The sequence below is a fragment of the Anabaena sp. AL09 genome (genome assembly GCF_001672255.1).
Classification (GTDB): Bacteria; Cyanobacteriota; Cyanobacteriia; order Cyanobacteriales; family Nostocaceae; genus Dolichospermum; species Dolichospermum lemmermannii.
Window position 1 is genome coordinate 1 of the sequence record NZ_LJOQ01000080.1, and the last position, 17,483, is coordinate 17,483.

Below are 17,483 nucleotides of genomic sequence, written 5' to 3' on the forward strand. Positions count from 1 at the left end.
CGTGATGAAGCAGGAAGTAAACACTAAGGTTATCGCTGTCCAGATGTGTCTAGACTTTGGTAATTTTGGGTAAGTTTTATAGAACGGCTAACCTGTATATAGCTGACCTGTGTGGGGCTGACCTGAGTGGGTCTAACTTGAGTGGTGCTAACCTGAGAGTGGCTGACTTGAGAGGGGCTGACTTGAGAGGGGCTGACCTGAGTAGGTCTAACTTGAGTGGTGCTAACCTGAGAGTGGCTGACTTGAGAGGGGCTGACTTGAGAGGGGCTAACCTGAGTGAGGCTAACCTGAGTGGGGCTAATTTAGCCATGTCCCAAGTAATTGGTACAAATTTTTACAATGCAACTTTAACAGATTCTTGTATAAAAGATTGGCTAATTAACAGTGCCACAAACTTAGATAAAGTAATTTGTGAATATGTATATCTTGGGATTGAGGGTAATTATTTTAATTATTCTAAAACAGAAAGACGACCTATCAATGGTAATTTTGCACCTGGAGAATTTGCCAGTTTATATAAGAAGATTATAGAAAATACAGATTTAATCATCAGGAAAACTCTTGAAAAAGATAATAATATCAATAACCAAGGAGTTCAATTTTATTCAAACTCAACAATTCACACTTGGGAAAATCTACGCTTTCGCTCAAAAACAGAAATCAAAATTGCTGAAGCATTAGACAGAACTGGAGTTTTATTTGTACCCAATTCCTTAGCACGACTCAACACAGCCAAAGGTAGAGAAAATAAAGAAGCTGATTTCCTCATTTGTTATAAAGGTAAATGGGGAGTTTTAGAAGTTGATGGACCCTTTCACACCGCAGAACGCAGAGTTGAAGAACAAGAAAGAGAACGCATTTTCAAGATAAATGGTATCAAAGTTGTAGAAAGATTTGATGCTAAAGAATGTTATGAAACTCCAGATAAAGTAGTTCAGAAATTTTTCTACCTGATGGAGATTGCATATTCTTAATACTTCCTTCCTTCTTCCTTCTTCCTTCTTCCTTTCTTCCTTCGTGTACTTCGTGCCTTCGTGGTTAATTTACTCCATATTCTTCCATCACAACAGAAATAGTGTAAAATTGAATTCAAAACCACACACAAAACATGGCTACAAAAATCCCCGTTACCGTGATCACAGGCTTCTTAGGAAGCGGTAAAACCAGCATTATCCGTCACCTCCTCCAAAACAACCAAGGACGACGCATAGCCGTATTAGTCAACGAATTTGGTGAACTGGGAATAGATGGAGAATTATTAAAATCCTGTCAAATTTGCCCGGAAGATGAAACAGAAGCAAATCAAGAAACTAATATATTTGAACTCACAAACGGCTGTTTATGCTGCACCGTTCAAGAAGAATTTTACCCGACAATGCGGGAATTAATTAAACGTCGAGATAGTATAGATTATATTATCATTGAAACCTCTGGTTTAGCTTTACCAAAACCCTTAATTAAAGCCTTTCGTTGGCAAGAAATCCGCAACGCTGCTACAGTAGATGCAGTAATTACAGTGGTAGATTGTGCTGCGGTTGCGGAAGGGACATTTGCTAGTGATTTAGATGCTATAGCAGCCCAAAGACAAGAAGATGATAGTCTAGAACATGAAACACCATTACAAGAATTGTTTGAAGATCAACTTGCTTGTGCTGATTTAGTAATTTTGAATAAAACTGATTTAGTTGACGCAGAAACCCAAGCACAAGTTCTAGAATTAGTCAAGAATGAATTACCGAGAGTTGTGAAAATTGTCTCTAGTGATTATGGTAAATTAGACCCATCTATCTTATTAGGATTTGCAGCCGCAGTTGAAGATAATTTAGATTCACGTCCTAGTCACCACGACACAGAAGAAGACCATGATCATGATGATGAAATTAACTCAACTCACGTGATTTTAAACCGCACTTTTGACCCAGAAAAGCTACAAGCAACTTTAGAAAAACTGGCACAAGAACAAGAAATTTATCGAATTAAAGGTTTTGTGGCTGTTGAGAATAAACTCATGCGGTTAGTTATGCAAGGTGTAGGTAATAGATTTGATAAATTTTATGATCGTCCTTGGAAACCAGAAGAAGCAAAACAAACCAGTTTAGTTTTTATCGGTCGTAATTTACAATCTTCAGTAATAGAATCTCAATTAGTAGCTTTGTAATATGAATATCACAGATTTATTTAACGTTGCCAATGTTTTTGTTTTGCCTTTTTGGGCTTTGATGATTCTGTTACCAAATTGGAAAATTACCCGCAAGGTAATGGAATCTTATCTGCCTTTTGTGGTTTTAGCAGGTGCATATTTGTATTTATTTGTCACCAGCATTACTCCAGAAAATGCTGCTGCTTTATCAAATCCTCAACTAGCAGATATAGCCAGGTTTTTTAGTAATGAAACTGCTGCTGCTACAGGTTGGATTCATTTTCTGGTAATGGATTTATTTGTCGGTAGATGGATTTATTGGGAAGGACAAAAAACCGGAATTTGGACAATTCATTCTCTAGCTTTGTGTTTATTTGCGGGTCCTTTAGGTGTGCTTTCTCATATTTTCACCTATTGGCTTACAAAAGCCTTTTCTAAAGGTTCTGAATCTGTGATAGTCACACAAAAAGCAGAAGTTTAGGAATTTAGATCCCCGACTTCTTGGAGAAGTCGGGGATCTGTTTTTGTTCACACTAGGTATTTAAAATTAAGCTGCTACAGCTTCTCTTTCTCTGAATTTGGCATCTAACCAACAGCGGGGCAATTTTTCCCCAGAAGGAAATACTAATTCTTCCTTTTGATAAATGTCCGTTTCCTGTTCTTCTTGTCCTTCTTGGTCTTGGGCATGGACAATTTTACTAGTGGGGTCTAATAGTTCTTGAACATCAACTATTTTCACTAAATCGCGGCTATCTTTGATTTGTAAAAACATCTTGATTAACCTCCATTATTTAAATATGTAAATTTGCTAATGGGAAGAAAATGAAGATTAGATTTCCCGTTGATATTTTTCAACAATATCTACTAAAGTAACTTGACATTGTAAGGGTAATAAATCAATTAAAGATAGTTCCTTTCTGCCACCACCAACTTTAACGGTGATAGATTCTAAAGCGGCAATTACCTTATCTTCATTAACGCTTTTAGAAGTAATTAAAGGATACAATTTTTCAGCCACAACATTATGCAGTTTGGCATCAGATAGATATAGATGCCACTTGGCAATATCTATATAAACACTTTCACCAATTTTTGCGGCTAGGGTTTCTAGTAATTCTGTGGTATTAGTTTTAGCCATAAATATAACCTCTTTGTTAGTAACATCGGGATATCTTAGCTTATTTCATATTATTACTCAATTAGCTAGACTTGATCTACTACCACAGGTGAGAATTCCCTAGCTTGTTTTTCCTTCTTTAGGTAGATTTCGGTGGTGTGGGGTCGTAATTAGCGATCGCACCAATGTAAATTAGATGCAGCAGCAATACTCCTACCCAACCAATTGTTACTCCAGGTAGCCATTCCCAGGCCGTAGTTTTCAAAATGTGAAAAAACCACAACCCAGAAGTGACAGTTGCACAAATACCGACATGAACAGCGAAATTCATGCGATCATCTAGTTTACGGAAATCTGGATCTTTACGATCTGGTTTGCGAGGCCAACGGGGAGGCATAAATATAAATGTTTGTAACAGCAGTTAACGCACCTTATCCATTGTAAGGTGTTTGCGACTGACTTGCTCAGATACGCAAATAATTTCACCCATCTGGGGATGAGATAATATTGATGGTGTTCCCCAGATGGTAATATAGGCTATGAACTCTGCACAGTTGACTCTGCATAGCAACTATCACCAAATTCGCTGCCTCTGGCACTAGGTACTAAAGTCCAACCTGCTTTAAAGAGTTTTTGATAAGTTGCCCAACCTTTAGAACCACGAGGGACGCGATAATCTGGAACTGAAAATTGCGGAAAAGCTGTGTAAGGCCGCCAAGGTTGTCCAGGTGCAGTTTGCAAGTACAAAATCTTTTCATCATCGCCGTTAGACTTAGATAACCAGCACATTTGTCGAACCATAGTGAACTCCTTGATTGTTTAGTTGAAATATCACAAGGACGCTAACTGCGGATATTTAGGATGGTGGGAAGTGACTGCAAAGGTGTTTTTTATTCCCAATCTAAAATCCCAAATTGGTATGACAGGTTTTTGTGATGTCATACGCAATTGTGATAAAGTTATTTTGTCCCTATGTTTAAGGCTGTAAAGATTATTTTTGTCAGGTAAATTATTGAGGAAGGCAAACTCCTGTGGGCTGCTGTTTATGAAAAAAGAAAGATGAACAAGAACAATGGTTTTTTGGTTCTTGATGTTTTTTTACTGTGTGAATATTTTTCTCATGTTATCCACGGTTGCAAGAATTGGATGTATCAATAGTTACGATTTTGCAAAAATTATTAAAAATTTATTGGCAAGGGAATTTATACGTTAGGAGTTAAGAGTCAGAATGCTTGTAAAATAAGTATTAAAAGATTTTAACTTCTTCCAAAATGATCAAGTAAGCTGTTGTAAAGATTATGATAACTCCAAAATATGTTTTTCAATCAGAAAATAAATGTAATTTATAGCGATTTATGAAATGAACACTAAACTTACTGACGTTCAAAATCTCCTCTCAGATTTAATTTCCCGTTATTCTTCCCGTGTGGATTATTTGATGATTCGCTTGGAAGAAGCCGAGGGAACAGATATTGTCTTGCGGGGTGATAAAGTGGAAACTCTCAGCGAGGGAATTTCTATTGGTGGTCATGTTCGCACTTGTTATAAAGGTGGTTGGGGATTAAGTAGTTTTAATAAATTAACAACCATTGAAGACCGCATAGAAGAAGCCATTGCCGCAGCCCGGATAGTGGGTGATGAAGAGACTATACTTGCAGCTATTGATCCCGTACAGGCTGTATGTAGATTGCCTTTATTGGGTACTGACCCCCGCCAGGTTTCGTTAAAGCAGAAAAAACAATTATGCGATCGCTATACTGACCTCCTGAAAACAGTTGATCACCGAATTACTACCACCTCAGTTCATTACAGTGACAGCACCCAAAGAGTCATTATTGTCACCTCTGAAGGAACTTTCATTGATCAATCTTGGGTAGATATGGAAATGCGTTTTGCTGCTACAGCCAGGAATGGGGAGACTGTGCAAACTGGTAGAGAAACCACTGGTTCTCGCAAAGCCTACGAAGATCTAACTAATTTAGACAAACAAGTTAAAGGTGCAGCAGAAAGAGCAGTTACGTCTTTATTTCTACCATCTGTCAAGGGTAATACGTACACTGTAGTTATTGATCCCATTCTCAGCGGTTTATTTGTGCATGAAGCCTTTGGACATCTTTCCGAAGCAGATATGGCCTATGAAAATCCCGATATTCTGGAAGTCATGACTCTCGGACGACGTTTTGGCCCCAAAGAATTGCAAATATTTGATGGTGCTGCACCCCAAGGACATCGCGGTAGTTATTTTTACGATGATGAAGGTACACCAGCGACGACTACCCAATTAATTGAAGATGGTGTATTAGTTGGTAGACTCCATTCCCGTGAAACTGCGGGTAAATTAGATGAGAAACCCACAGGTAATGCTCGTTGTCTTAATTATCACTATTCCCCCATTGTGAGAATGACGAATACCTGGATTGAACGGGGTAAAACTCCCGTCGCAGATTTATTTACGGGGATTAAAGAAGGTGTTTTTGCCCAAAATTGGTTAGGGGGAATGACGAACGGGGAAATGTTCACTTTCAGCGCTGGGGAAGCCTGGATGATTAGAAATGGCAAAATTGCTGAACCTGTGAAAGATGTCACCCTTTCCGGTAATGTTTTCCAAACCCTCGCAGATATCGAAGCCATTGGTGATGATTTTTACTGGGATGAATCCGGGGGTTGCGGTAAAGGTGGACAAAATGGTTTACCTGTCGGTTGCGGTGGTCCCAGTTTACGAATTCGGGATGTTGTGGTGGGAGGGGAAAGTGGAGAATAGTTCTTCCTTGTCAAGATTCAGTCTAACATATTTTTTGGTGCAAGTCAATAGCTTCAACCCATAAAACGCGAAAAATTATCATCAATATACCCGATTGATTAGAGAAGTCGGTTATGTTACGAGTTATAAACAGGGCAGGTATCAAACCTACCCTATTTTATTATTTTTATCATCAAAAAGAAAGTTGATTTGCTGTGTCAAAATAGTGAAAGTTGTCCTTCTTTTTTCAGTCTCCAACTATCTTCTCCTATTCGTTCTCCAATATCTTCTAAAACACTCAAAATAGTTTGATCTTCTGGTGTAGTTCCGTTTTTCAAAAGCGGTAGCAGATGCAAAACTATTTCATCAAAACTTGAATTTTTCTTTTCTCGTTCCATTCTGCGTAAATAACTAATTAGGTAGTATTTAATTCTCAATTTAACGTCAATATGTGATTTGAATTTTGAATCTTTCTTTAGTGTAAATATTTCGGTTTTTTCGTCAAATTCAAAATTTCCCATTAAAATTGGCGTTAAATCTGAATATTCTTTTTTTAACAAATCTAAAAAACCTAATTCTAAACCTTTAATAATTAGTTCGTCGTTAATTTGTTCTGACGTTGCGCCGTCGTTTTTAGCAATAATGCCTTCAATAGTTTGGATCGCGATTTCCGCAGTATCCGTTCCTAAGTTAGCTTTCATGATGGCTTTAGGACTACGAACTTTGCGAAAATTAATTATTAATTGTCCTGATAAAACTGTAAAAGGATTTTGTCTTTTCTTAAAACTTGTTTGTCCATTTTTTTGTGGCACTGCACCAACATATTCAAAACCACAACTTTCCGCAGTGTCAATAATTAAATGCCAGAACTCAGGATCTTTATGGGCAAATACAAATGATAACCAACGATCAAATTTTAGCACTCTATACATTTCTTTGATGCTTTTGGCTATCAATTATAGTCCTTACATAAGAGTTGTGAAAGAATAAACCACGAAGAAAAGAGGATTTGAGAGATATTTGGTATAAGTCTTGAGATAAATGTCAAAAATTTTGATTACATTATAAGGGTAAGAAATTGAAAAAACATCAGTCAACTAATTAATATATTTTCTCTATGGTAGAAAAGATAGTCTTGATTAATTTTATATTTTTTTGGAAGTTCTGCTTGTCTACCTTTGACATCTTCTAGTATTTTTTGTAAAGGTTGACTAAAGCTTTTATATTCAGGTGTAATAATAACTGCTAAGGAATCACTAAAACTAATAAATCCTTGATCAAATAAGTGATCATAAGTTACTGAAAGACATAAGCCATTAGCAGGATCTAATCTACTATTTATTCTATGTGACCATGGAATAATGTGACTTGCTCTCAGTATAACTGACTCAGATATTGAACTAATGCAGCATTTTTCTTGAAAGTTTTTAAGTACCTTTTTCCTAAAAACCGATTGTTTTTGTCTTGAGTTTATTTCTATTTTGCAATTTTCAATTGAGTAATCATTCAAATCATATTCAGACAAGTTAGATTCTAACTGGAATGGTCTTTCTTCATAGCTTAGAAAGTCTGGATTTCCGTAAAACAGACTAATATCTTTGAAAACGTTACAAGTCCGTAACTTCAATGTATGTCCTATTATATTTCCTACCCATCTTACAGTTCCTACTTTATCATTAGATAAATACTTCTCTATAAATAAATCTTGAACATTAATAAAGGGAATTGCATAAAAATCACCTTCTTGATTCTCTGAACCAGCGATTATTAGAGAAAAATCGCTTCCAAATTTATCTATATATCGTTGTAATTTAGTATAATAAAAATCAAACCAATAATTTACTCTTGGATCAGCTTTACGAAAATAATTTTTTTCTTCTATCAATTGCCGATTTTTTAAAGCTATATTTGTCATAAAACATTCAAAAAATATTGTATTCTAAAGATAGACTGTAGTATTAATTTATAGCATCTTGAAAAAGTGAAAACTCTACACCATTACAAAGAGCAAAATAATTACTCCTAATTTCTGGATGGGTAGCATAACTATAAACTTGTTCTATATGATCACCTGATTTGATATTTTCATTTGGTGCTTTTGCATCAAGTACCCAAGCAAAATTATTTTCTACCTTTAAGACATAATCATGAACAAGCTTAACAGGAAGTTTTTTACTACCAATTTTCAAAAAAGGATGTTGTAATGTTTTACTACGGACTATATTAATTTCTGTATATCCAAGTGCTTTAAAAATTGGGAGAATAATTACCTCTCGGACACTATCTTCTTTAAAATCTGGGTTTTCTTTAAGTGTTTGAAAATTCAATTCACCAAAAATATTCTGCATTTTATTTTCTCCTTATTCACTGTCAATATTTTTATATTTTACCATTTGCTCGAATTTTACAAAAACTCAAGTTGATTTTTCATATCTTCTGGTTCAAGTTATTAATTCTGCTTTACCATTAACTCGTCTAATTTGAAGTTATCAGACAAGAAAATAAAATACCCGGCTTCTGTGAGAAGTCGGGAATCTATTACACTAAAGCCGCTACCTTCCCCAACAACCCCTCAAACAAGCGCAAACCATCGCTATTCCCTAACGCTTTATCTGCTGCTCTTTCTGGATGTGGCATCATCCCCAAAACATTACCTTGCAGATTACAAATCCCCGCAATGTTGTTGAGTGAACCGTTGGGATTTGTTTGATAACGAAATAAAACTTGTCCGTTGGCTTCGATTTCTGCTAAAGTGGTTTCGTCACTGTAAAATCGCCCCTCTCCGTGGGCAATGGGTAAAGTGATGATTTCCCCTTCAAGATAACCTTGAGTCCAAGGTAAATTATTACGCTCAACTTTCAAGGGAGAGCGATCGCATATAAAGTGCAAATCCTGATTTCTAGCCAATGCTCCCGGTAATAAACCAGCCTCTGTTAATACCTGAAACCCGTTACAAATACCGATGACAAATTTACCCTGTTGTGCATGATTAATCACTTGCTGCATCACAGGAGAGAAGCGAGCGAGCGCCCCACAACGCAAATAATCCCCATAACTAAAGCCACCGGGGACAATCACTACATCTATATCACTAATATCTGTCTCTTGATGCCAAACCATGCGCGTTGGTTGTCCTAGCAAATCTCTAGTAACATAGGCAACGTCACGATCACAATTAGAACCTGGAAAAACTAAAATACCAAATTTCATTGTTTGTCAGTTGTCAGTTGTCAGTTGTCAGTTGTCAGTAGGGGCGAAGCATTTGGAAGATAAATTATCGGTCATTGCCAAAAATAGTTCTCCAGGGAATAGGCAAAAGGTAAGAATTTTCACCATTACCAATTACCTAATGTCAAAATACGCCAGTTTGTGATTCTACCTCAATCAAGTCAAAGCGATAATTTTCGATGACAGGATTTGATAACATTTGATCACAGATTTGATTTAAGTCTCGACGCGCTTTCATCTCATCAGGTGCGACAATAGTTAACTCAATGTACTTACCAATTCTCACCTGTTCCACGTTGTCGTATCCCATTTGTTTGAGGCCAGATTGTACAGCCACACCAGCAGGATCTAAAACTGAAGTCCTAAGTGTCACGAAAATTTTAGCTATATATTTTATTTGCACAGGCTTTTTGCTGAATGCTGCGATCGCTATCCTATAACTTTTATGGTCTAACTGAGTGAAAATATAATGAGGAGTAGGGGAATTCATGAATTCCCCCTACATAGATACAAATTTAACAAACATTTATGAGAGCCATACATACTCGTAGTCAAGAACGGATTTTAAACCTGTTACAAGATCTTAAACAAGGCATTTCTGCCCAGGATATTTACGTAGAACTACGTAATCTCAAACAAAGCATGGGTTTAGCAACAGTTTACCGTTCCTTGGATGCTCTCAAATTAGAAGGCTTAGTGCAAGTGCGAACTTTGGCAAATGGGGAAGCCTTGTATAGCTTAATACAACAGGATAAACACCATCTCACCTGCCTACAATGCGGTATTTCCATTCCCATTCATCAATGTCCTGTCCATGAACTCGAAAACCAATTACAAACCAGCCATCAATTTAAAGTGTTTTATCACACTCTAGAGTTTTTTGGACTGTGTGCAAAATGTCAAGTTAAGGCTTATGGATGAAAGCAGGAGTTAATGAACCACGAAGGGACGAAGGGACGAAGGAAGAAGGAAGAAGGAAGAAATTATCTAATTTTTGGGAAATAGAGGTTTGGGATCAGGAGTATTATCGGAAACAATAGAACGAATACCTTCTAAGGTAGCGGGAATATTGCGGGGGTCCATAAACATCACCTTGCTGCTATCACTTTTACCAATAGTAGTCCCCATATCCAAATAATTTAGTGCTAACAGCACATCCAGAGCTTTTTGAGCATCAGGGTTAGCTTTGATTCTTTGGGCAATAATTTCAGCAGATTCAGCGATCGCTTGTGCCTTTAAAACCTGTTGTTGGCGTTCTGCTTGCGCCCTGAGAATGATTGTTTTTTGTTCAGCTTCTGCCTGCATAATTACTGATTTTTGTCGAGCTTCAGCGTCTAAAAGTTGGGCATCAGCCTTACCTCTGGCACTATTAACCGCAGATTCCCTATCACCTTCCGAAGTTAAAATAGATGCCCGTTTGCGACGTTCCGCCGACATTTGTAATTCCATTGCTTCCCGGACTGCTTGAGAAGGAATAATATCCCTCAATTCCACTCGCGTCACCTTTACACCCCAAGGATCAGTAGAAACATCCAATTCCTGTAATAACAATTCATTGATTTGGGTACGGGCAGTAAAAGTTTGATCTAACTCCAATTGTCCCATTTCCGAACGAATTTGAGTCAAAACCAAATTTACCATCGCCGATTGCAGATCCTCGACCTTATAGCGGGCTTTTTCCATATCTACAATCCGCCAATAAATCACCGCATCTACCTCAATGCCGACATTATCGCGGGTGATACACTTTTGAGGCGGAATATCGAGAACTTTTTCCCGAATAGTTTCTTGGTAGACAACTTTATCAATAAACGGGATCACAAAATTTAGCCCTGGGTGCATTTTTTTGTTATAACTACCCAATCTTTCCACCAAAGCTTCATTTCCCTGATTAACAACACGCACAGATCCAGCAACAGCAGAACCACCCAGCGCCAAAAAGACCAGTAAAAAAAACTGTTCCATAATAATATTCTCGTAATTTACAGGTATTGACCATTAAAGCCAGAACTAACAACTGTACGGGCGAAGCATTTGGAGAACTATTTTTGGCAATGACCGATAATTTATCTTCCAAATGCTTCGCCCCTACTGACAACCCCTTCCCTTCTCACCACATAAACAGTTTGCTGAGGTGGTAAGCTGATTTTGTCATCATCACATTTTGCTCGCCAAGAGTTACCCTGGTATAGTACCCTGCCCACCTGTCCCGGCAAAATTTCCGTTAAAGTTTCAGCTATGACTGCATCTTGAATTTTTGATTTCCGTCGTCGTGGTTGCAAAAACCGCCGAGACAGGATAATCAGAATTGTGGAAAATAACAGCCAAGCTGTAACTTGTATCCACAAATTTCCTATCCCCAAGTAAGATAATAATCCCACCATCAAGGCACTAATACCCATCATGAAAGAAACAAAAGCTGATGGTAAAAAAAGTTCCGTTAAACACAGAACCGACCCTGCTAACAGCCAAATTAAGGTAAAACTTGGCATAACGCTTTTCCCTTACAATAGATTTACTCGTACTAATTTTATGAGAGACTGCAAAGAATCATGAAATCTATTCATCCATCCTTATCTGCGTTTATCTGCGTTTATCTGCGTTCAAATATTCTTAAAATCTGATTCCATGCAGTTCCATCTTAACTTGAGATTAGATACATCAATACAGTGAATATTTACAGAAAAAACTAATCATCAATTTAATTATGCTTTCTACTCAACGGATTATTAATTGCCCAAATTCCGAATGTGATCAACCAATTAACTCTGTGGGGGATACTATTTGCGATCGCTGTCACACTCCGCTAATTTACCGCTATCTCCGGGCAACTGGCAACCAAGTAGCAGAAATTCCCCCAGGAACAAAAGTAGCGGACAGATATGAAGTCATCAAACCACAAATTTGGCTAGACACCAAACCTGCAACCCTACCACATATACCTGCCCCACTGCCAAATATCGTTATTCCCTATCTCAGCTTATATTCACAACGTTTACATATTCCCCAAGCTTATGGGTTTACTTCCTTAGCAGAAATATATGGTGATATTTTACTGCTAGAAAATGCCCCCATAGATGAAATAGGCTGCATTTACCCGACAATTACCGACTCCTGGGAACAAGCATCTCCCGTCAGACAAGTTTACTGGTTATGGCAAATTCTCCAACTATGGACACATTTATCAAAATTAGGAGTTGCCCAAAGCTTACTATTAGCAGATAATTTATGTGTGCAAGGTTGGTGTATTCGGTTATTAGAACTGCATCAAACTACAGAACCACCAACTTTACAAGATTTAGGCAATTCTTGGCGCAACTGGGTGACAATAGCCAAAACCACAATTGCCGAAAAATTAGAAAGCATAGTTGAGTTAATGTGTCAACCAGAAATTGATTTACAGATCATCAATACTCAACTTAATGAATTATTGCTAACAACAGCCGCCGACTTACCTTTATATTTAACCATAGCCGGGGCAACAGATCCTGGAAATGTTATTAAACATAATGAAGATGCCTGTTATCCCAGTCATCCGAGAGATATAGATGATCAATTACAACCACGACTAGCAATTATTTGTGATGGTATTGGTGGCCATGAAGGTGGTGAAGTTGCGAGTCAATTAGCTTTGCAGTCTCTCAAATTGCAAATGCGGGCTTTATTAACAGAGATAGGACAACAAACAGAACTATTAACCCCGGATTTATTATATCAACAAATAGAGTCTTGTTTGCGAGTCGTTAATAATGTGATATGGTCGCGCAATGACGAGCAAAAACGCCAGGGCAAAGAACGCATGGCCACAACCTTAATCATGTCATTGCAAATCCCCCAAAGAGGAGAACAATTAGAAAATTCCCACGAACTTTATTTAGCCCATATTGGTGATAGTCGGGCTTATTGGATAACCCAGAATTATTGTCAACTTCTGACTGTAGATGATGATATGGTAAAACGAAAAGTTGGTTTAGGGAAAACTTTATATCGTCAAGCATTGCAAATCCCAGAAGCCAAAGCCCTGACCCAAGCACTAGGCACAAAAGAAGCCGAATTTCTCAACTTTTCGATTCAACGATTTATCATAGAAGAAGACGGGATTTTATTGCTGTGTTCCGATGGTTTAAGCGATCGCAATTTAGTCGAACAATCCTGGCAAGACTACGCAATTCCCGTGCTTACAGGCGATTTAGACATAGCAGATGCTACCCAGGAATTAATTAAACTCGCCAATGAAAAGAATGGCCAAGATAATATATCTGTAGTATTGACCCTTTGTCGTGTGGCCAAACCATCCTCAATGGCAATTATCCCCGCACCTCCGGCAGAAATTATTCCTCCCCAACCCTTAGCTGTTCCCGATTCAGAAGCATTAATTATCACAGCATCCATAGAAACAGATTTAGCCGCAAGTTCCCAAGCCCTGCTTGATTTAAGTCTGACAGAAGCACAGACAGCACCGATAAAACCATCTAGAAGCAAAGGTTTGGGACTATTTGCGAGATTATTAGTTTTGTTGCTGGGAAGTACCACTGTCGGTTTATTTGCTTGGTGGCAATTATCTCCCCAATCATTCTCACAGGTCTGTCGGCAACTTCCCCAAAAGGTGCGAGAATTCTGTCCGGGCAGGGAGTAGGTAGGGGAAGTAGGGGAGGTAGGGGAGGTAGGGGAAGTAGGGGAAGTAGGGAAAGTAGGGGAGGTAGGGGAGGTAGGGAAAGTAGGGGAGGTAGGGGAGGTAGGGGAGGTAGGGGAGGTAGGGGAGGTAGGGGAGGTAGGGGAAGTAGGGGAAGTAGGGGAGGTAGGGAAAAGAGTATTACCATTACCCATTACCCATTACCCATTACCCATTACCAATCATCTTAATAAGAAATATACAAGTTTGTTCCACGGCTTAATAGCGCGATGTGTTGTAAAATTGGGTTTGCCATTAAATCATGCTGGATTTTATATTCAAAAAAGCTGTGGAGATGGTTTGGGAACAAAAAAAGTTAGATACATAAGATATTATGAAAGTAGGCGATCGCGTGCAAGTGAAAGAATCAGTAGTAGTTTATCATCATCCTGAACATCGTAGTCAGGCTTTTGACATCAAAGGTACAGAAGGAGAAATAGTGGCTATTGTTACTCAATGGGAAGGTAGACCCGTAAGTGCTAACTTTCCTTTTTTAGTGCAGTTTGGCAAAAAATTTAAAGCCCACTTACGCGATTTTGAAATAGAAAGTATCTAGAATAGGAGTCAGAAGTCAGAAGAGGGAATTAAAAAGAATTCAGTATCCCCAATAATTGATTCTCACTTCTGAACTCTTTTTCAGTAATATTCCCAGCAATGCAAATTAATATTGCTACCTGCAACTACAACCGCAGCCGCAAAATTTTCTGCTGGTGTTAATTCTCTTAAATTCCAATCTCCTGATACAAGTAATTGACTTGGTTGATTTGGTGTTAAAGATATTTCAATTTCTTCTAACTGTACTAAACCATCTCCTGTGGCTTTTAAATAAGCTTCTTTGCAAGTCCAATAACGAAAAAATATTTGTTGTTGTTCTTGGGGAGAAATAAGTCGCAGATGTTCATATTCTTTAAAAGAAAAAAACCGTTTTGCCAGACTTTCCAAATCAGACATAGTGCGAATATATTCTAAATCCACACCAATTTGATTTTGATAACTTACTCCACACAAAGCCAAATCTTGGGAATGAGATAAATTAAATAATAATCCTTTGTCAGCAAATTTAGCCGCTAATAAAGGCTTACCACGGGGCTGATATTCAAATTCTACTTGTTTGGGATCAATACCCAAATATTGCCCTAAAATGGCGCGGAGAGTGCCACGTCCGGCAATAAATCTTTGCCGATGTTCAGGAAAATAAAACCTTTGGGCGCGAGCAATTTCATCACTAGATAAAGTTTCTCGAAAAAATTGTAATTGTGATTCTGATGAATTTAAATTAATGCGCCAAATATGCACATCATTTAATAACAAATCTAATTTTTTAGGTGCAGGTAGCCAATTAAAATTAAACACAATCGCTAATAATTAAACTTTACTTTTTTGCATAGAACCATTTTCAATTTTTTGGCTACGGCTTGTTTCTATCCACTCTAAAACACGATTCCAAGCCCACCATTGATCAGGATCTTCATATTGATTTTGACATTTTTTGCTACTCACATAACCAACATGGCCACCGTAGCGAGTCAGTAATAAATCTATGTCAGGGTTTTTCGTAGCAGCGGCTTCTAAATCAGGAATAATGGCAGGATCAAATAAAGGGTCATCAGCAGCATATAAAATAAAAGTTGGTTTGGACAATTTAGGTAATAATTCTAACCCACTGCTGGCTTGATAATAATCAGCGACGGTGGCAAAACCCAAACGTGCAATCACCAATTCTTCATCAAAGCCCCAAATACTATTAGCCCGTTCAATCGCTTCCGGTTGCATAGATTCAGGATAAACAGCATGAATTTTCCAAGCTAGTTTTTTCAATTCCTTAGCAATGCGAGATTCAATATATTTACCAAATGGGTGTGTAACCAAATAAGTCAGTGAACGGAACGAATCCAAACTCGGACAAATCACCGCCCCACCCGCAATATTAATGTCTTTAGGTGCTAAATCCGCAGCAGCTTTCACTCCCCACAAAGCCAACTGTCCCCCCAAAGAATAGCCCGTAAACCAAAATGGTGAAGGACAACCCATTTTTGCCGCAGCTTCCGCAATTCTGACAAAATCTTCCCCTTCATACAAACCATCAGAAGTCAATGTTGGCGATAATTCTGCGGTTTTACCATGCGCCCGCCAATCAAATAACACCACAGCATAGCCTTGAGCGTAAGCCTTGCGTCCCAAAATTCTTAAAAACCATTGTTGGTCTAATTCTCCAGTAATACCATAAGTGCCAACAATCGTACTATGGGCATTTGGGGGAATAGCAACTTTTCCAAAAATTGGCACACCTTGACCACCTGTGAAGATGACTTCCTGATATTTTGGTTCTGGGTGAGTAGTTTTACTCTCCCAATCACGATTAGCCCATAAAGCTGTATAAGTCGTCATGGTCACGCCATTTTGCAAAAAATAGGGCGGCAAATACTCGTATTTATACATATAAATATTACAATCATTTACTTTTAATATTTATATTAGGTTTAACATATTTTTTATAATTAAGATGGTAATCTTTTTATATATCAAGGAACACAAATGTTTGCGGGTTGCTTGATTATCTAACCAGTCCCTCAAATTTTCCCCAAAACTAAGCGTAGCGAAATTTTGGTAGTCGAGGAAACGTCAATTAACCTTAAATAAAGTAGTTATAATTTTTAAGAATGCCGAGGATTCTTGTCATAGACGATGACCCAGCGATTTCAGAACTTGTTGCCGTCAACTTGGAAATGGCGGGCTACGATGTTAGTCAAGCGGAAGATGGTATCAAAGGTCAGGCGCTGGCTCTCCAGCTACAACCAGACTTAATCATGCTCGATCTGATGTTACCTAGAGTAGATGGGTTTACAGTTTGTCAACGCTTACGTCGGGATGAACGCACTTCCGAAATTCCTGTATTGATGTTAACTGCTTTAAGCCAAACTCAAAACAAGGTAGAAGGCTTTAATGCTGGTGCGGATGACTATCTCACCAAACCCTTTGAGCTAGAAGAGTTATTAGCGCGGGTACGGGCTTTATTAAGACGCACGGACAGGATTCCCCAAGCTGCAAAACATAGCGAAATTCTCAACTATGGACCGATTACTCTCGTTCCCGAAAGATTTGAGGCTATCTGGTTCAAAACAACAGTGAAATTGACTCATTTAGAATTTGAGTTACTCCACTGCTTGCTACAACGTCATGGACAAACCGTTTCCCCCAGCGAAATCCTCAGAGAAGTTTGGGGTTATGATCCTGATGATGATATTGAGACTATTCGCGTGCATATTCGTCATTTGAGAACCAAACTCGAACCAGATCCTCGTCATCCACGCTACATTAAGACTGTCTACGGTGCGGGATATTGTCTGGAATTACCCAGTGTATCTTCTGGAATTGAGGAAGCGATCGCTACAATAGTTGAGTGAAAGGGCATGGGGCATTGGGGACTGGGAAAAATTATTACCACTGACAACTGTACGGGCGAAGCATTTGGAGAACTATTTTTGGCAATGACCGATAATTTATCTTCCAAATGCTTCGCCCCTACTAGTAGGTTGGGTTAAGCGACAGCGCAACCCGACGCATTTGTTGGGTAACATACGTCAAC

Annotated in this window: 24 protein-coding genes; 9 read left to right on the forward strand and 15 right to left on the reverse strand. The window is 38.3% G+C overall.

From position 1 onward, the window contains the following. Positions 1-65 precede the first annotated feature (65 nt). The 3 genes from AN490_RS14870 to AN490_RS14880 all read left to right on the forward strand — a co-directional run bounded on the left by AN490_RS14870 (position 66) and on the right by AN490_RS14880 (position 2,621). Positions 66-974, forward strand: a complete 909-nt coding sequence (locus AN490_RS14870) for a pentapeptide repeat-containing protein (protein WP_300004754.1) — start codon at positions 66-68, stop codon at positions 972-974. Between the two features lie 134 nt (positions 975-1,108). Further along, positions 1,109-2,158: a cobalamin biosynthesis protein CobW gene (gene cobW, locus AN490_RS14875; protein WP_300004757.1), complete on the forward strand. Its 1,050-nt coding sequence runs from the start codon at positions 1,109-1,111 to the stop codon at positions 2,156-2,158. A 1-nt stretch (position 2,159) separates the two neighbouring features. Next, positions 2,160-2,621 (forward strand): ABA4-like family protein, encoded by a 462-nt coding sequence (locus tag AN490_RS14880; protein ID WP_300004760.1) that lies wholly within the window; start codon positions 2,160-2,162, stop codon positions 2,619-2,621. 66 nt (positions 2,622-2,687) lie between these two features. Here the strand turns inward: AN490_RS14880 and AN490_RS14885 are convergent, their stop codons facing one another. From AN490_RS14885 to AN490_RS14900, 4 genes are all read right to left on the reverse strand, one after another. After that, on the reverse strand, positions 2,688-2,912 hold the full coding sequence (locus tag AN490_RS14885) for a hypothetical protein (RefSeq protein ID WP_015078404.1): 225 nt from the start codon (positions 2,910-2,912) through the stop codon (positions 2,688-2,690). Between the two features lie 57 nt (positions 2,913-2,969). After that, on the reverse strand, positions 2,970-3,278 hold the full coding sequence (locus tag AN490_RS14890; RefSeq protein WP_300004763.1) for a DUF3181 family protein: 309 nt from the start codon (positions 3,276-3,278) through the stop codon (positions 2,970-2,972). Positions 3,279-3,396: 118 nt separating this feature from the next. Next, positions 3,397-3,654 carry a hypothetical protein gene (locus tag AN490_RS14895; protein ID WP_015078402.1) on the reverse strand — a complete coding sequence of 86 codons (258 nt, stop codon included), beginning with the start codon at positions 3,652-3,654 and terminating at the stop codon, positions 3,397-3,399. A gap of 140 nt (positions 3,655-3,794) precedes the next feature. Further along, positions 3,795-4,058, reverse strand: a complete 264-nt coding sequence (locus tag AN490_RS14900) for a hypothetical protein (RefSeq protein WP_168633641.1) — start codon at positions 4,056-4,058, stop codon at positions 3,795-3,797. Between the two features lie 559 nt (positions 4,059-4,617). On the opposite strand from AN490_RS14900, the gene AN490_RS14905 reads away from it, so the two are divergent. Further along, a complete protein-coding gene (locus tag AN490_RS14905) occupies positions 4,618-6,018 on the forward strand; it encodes a TldD/PmbA family protein (protein WP_300004768.1) in 1,401 nt (466 codons plus the stop codon). Between the two features lie 197 nt (positions 6,019-6,215). On the opposite strand, the gene AN490_RS14910 is transcribed toward AN490_RS14905, so the two are convergent. From AN490_RS14910 to purQ, 4 genes are all read right to left on the reverse strand, one after another. After that, positions 6,216-6,953, reverse strand: coding sequence for a hypothetical protein (locus tag AN490_RS14910; protein WP_300004771.1), 738 nt, complete (start codon positions 6,951-6,953; stop codon positions 6,216-6,218). 137 nt (positions 6,954-7,090) lie between these two features. Continuing rightward, entirely contained in the window at positions 7,091-7,912 is an 822-nt protein-coding gene (locus AN490_RS14915) for an HNH endonuclease (RefSeq protein ID WP_300004774.1), read from the reverse strand. 43 nt (positions 7,913-7,955) lie between these two features. Next, positions 7,956-8,345 carry a type I restriction enzyme HsdR N-terminal domain-containing protein gene (locus AN490_RS14920; protein WP_300004777.1) on the reverse strand — a complete coding sequence of 130 codons (390 nt, stop codon included), beginning with the start codon at positions 8,343-8,345 and terminating at the stop codon, positions 7,956-7,958. 190 nt (positions 8,346-8,535) lie between these two features. Next, positions 8,536-9,207, reverse strand: coding sequence for a phosphoribosylformylglycinamidine synthase subunit PurQ (purQ, locus tag AN490_RS14925; RefSeq protein WP_300004780.1), 672 nt, complete (start codon positions 9,205-9,207; stop codon positions 8,536-8,538). 10 nt (positions 9,208-9,217) lie between these two features. On the opposite strand from purQ, the gene AN490_RS14930 reads away from it, so the two are divergent. Beyond that, entirely contained in the window at positions 9,218-9,370 is a 153-nt protein-coding gene (locus tag AN490_RS14930) for a hypothetical protein (protein ID WP_300004783.1), read from the forward strand. Here the strand turns inward: AN490_RS14930 and purS are convergent. After that, complete coding sequence (gene purS / locus AN490_RS14935) at positions 9,350-9,628, reverse strand: phosphoribosylformylglycinamidine synthase subunit PurS (protein WP_041457555.1); 279 nt, start codon at positions 9,626-9,628, stop codon at positions 9,350-9,352. The two genes, AN490_RS14930 and purS, sit on opposite strands and share 21 nt — an antisense overlap. Positions 9,629-9,753: 125 nt before the next feature. On the opposite strand from purS, the gene AN490_RS14940 reads away from it, so the two are divergent. Next, entirely contained in the window at positions 9,754-10,146 is a 393-nt protein-coding gene (locus tag AN490_RS14940; protein ID WP_300004786.1) for a Fur family transcriptional regulator, read from the forward strand. A gap of 66 nt (positions 10,147-10,212) precedes the next feature. Here the strand turns inward: AN490_RS14940 and AN490_RS14945 are convergent, their stop codons facing one another. The 3 genes from AN490_RS14945 to AN490_RS14955 are packed head-to-tail and all read right to left on the reverse strand — an operon-like array spanning position 10,213 to position 11,717. Further along, positions 10,213-11,190 carry an SPFH domain-containing protein gene (locus AN490_RS14945; protein WP_213717265.1) on the reverse strand — a complete coding sequence of 326 codons (978 nt, stop codon included), beginning with the start codon at positions 11,188-11,190 and terminating at the stop codon, positions 10,213-10,215. Further along, on the reverse strand, positions 11,117-11,323 hold the full coding sequence (locus AN490_RS14950) for a hypothetical protein (RefSeq protein WP_300004836.1): 207 nt from the start codon (positions 11,321-11,323) through the stop codon (positions 11,117-11,119). Before AN490_RS14950 ends, AN490_RS14945 begins: the two co-directional genes overlap by 74 nt. Further along, positions 11,292-11,717 carry an NfeD family protein gene (locus AN490_RS14955; protein WP_300004838.1) on the reverse strand — a complete coding sequence of 142 codons (426 nt, stop codon included), beginning with the start codon at positions 11,715-11,717 and terminating at the stop codon, positions 11,292-11,294. Before AN490_RS14955 ends, AN490_RS14950 begins: the two co-directional genes overlap by 32 nt. A gap of 215 nt (positions 11,718-11,932) precedes the next feature. On the opposite strand from AN490_RS14955, the gene AN490_RS14960 reads away from it, so the two are divergent. Both AN490_RS14960 and AN490_RS14965 read left to right on the forward strand, forming a co-directional pair. Continuing rightward, the gene (locus AN490_RS14960) at positions 11,933-13,861 is read left to right on the forward strand and encodes a protein phosphatase 2C domain-containing protein (RefSeq protein WP_300004841.1); all 1,929 of its coding nucleotides are present in this window, start codon (positions 11,933-11,935) and stop codon (positions 13,859-13,861) included. Positions 13,862-14,231: 370 nt separating this feature from the next. Beyond that, on the forward strand, positions 14,232-14,453 hold the full coding sequence (locus AN490_RS14965; protein WP_213717268.1) for a ferredoxin-thioredoxin reductase variable chain: 222 nt from the start codon (positions 14,232-14,234) through the stop codon (positions 14,451-14,453). 80 nt (positions 14,454-14,533) lie between these two features. Here AN490_RS14965 and hetI read toward each other — a convergent pair whose 3' ends face one another. After that, complete coding sequence (hetI, locus tag AN490_RS14970; protein WP_300004855.1) at positions 14,534-15,250, reverse strand: 4'-phosphopantetheinyl transferase HetI; 717 nt, start codon at positions 15,248-15,250, stop codon at positions 14,534-14,536. Positions 15,251-15,262: 12 nt separating this feature from the next. After that, a complete protein-coding gene (locus tag AN490_RS14975; protein WP_300004858.1) occupies positions 15,263-16,336 on the reverse strand; it encodes an alpha/beta fold hydrolase in 1,074 nt (357 codons plus the stop codon). Positions 16,337-16,557: 221 nt separating this feature from the next. Here AN490_RS14975 and AN490_RS14980 point away from each other — a divergent pair, with 221 nt between their 5' ends. Beyond that, entirely contained in the window at positions 16,558-17,301 is a 744-nt protein-coding gene (locus AN490_RS14980) for a response regulator transcription factor (protein WP_213801058.1), read from the forward strand. On the opposite strand, the gene AN490_RS14985 is transcribed toward AN490_RS14980, so the two are convergent. Continuing rightward, positions 17,223-17,408, reverse strand: a complete 186-nt coding sequence (locus AN490_RS14985) for a hypothetical protein (RefSeq protein WP_300004862.1) — start codon at positions 17,406-17,408, stop codon at positions 17,223-17,225. The genes AN490_RS14980 and AN490_RS14985 overlap by 79 nt on opposite strands. Positions 17,409-17,483: the final 75 nt, after the last annotated feature.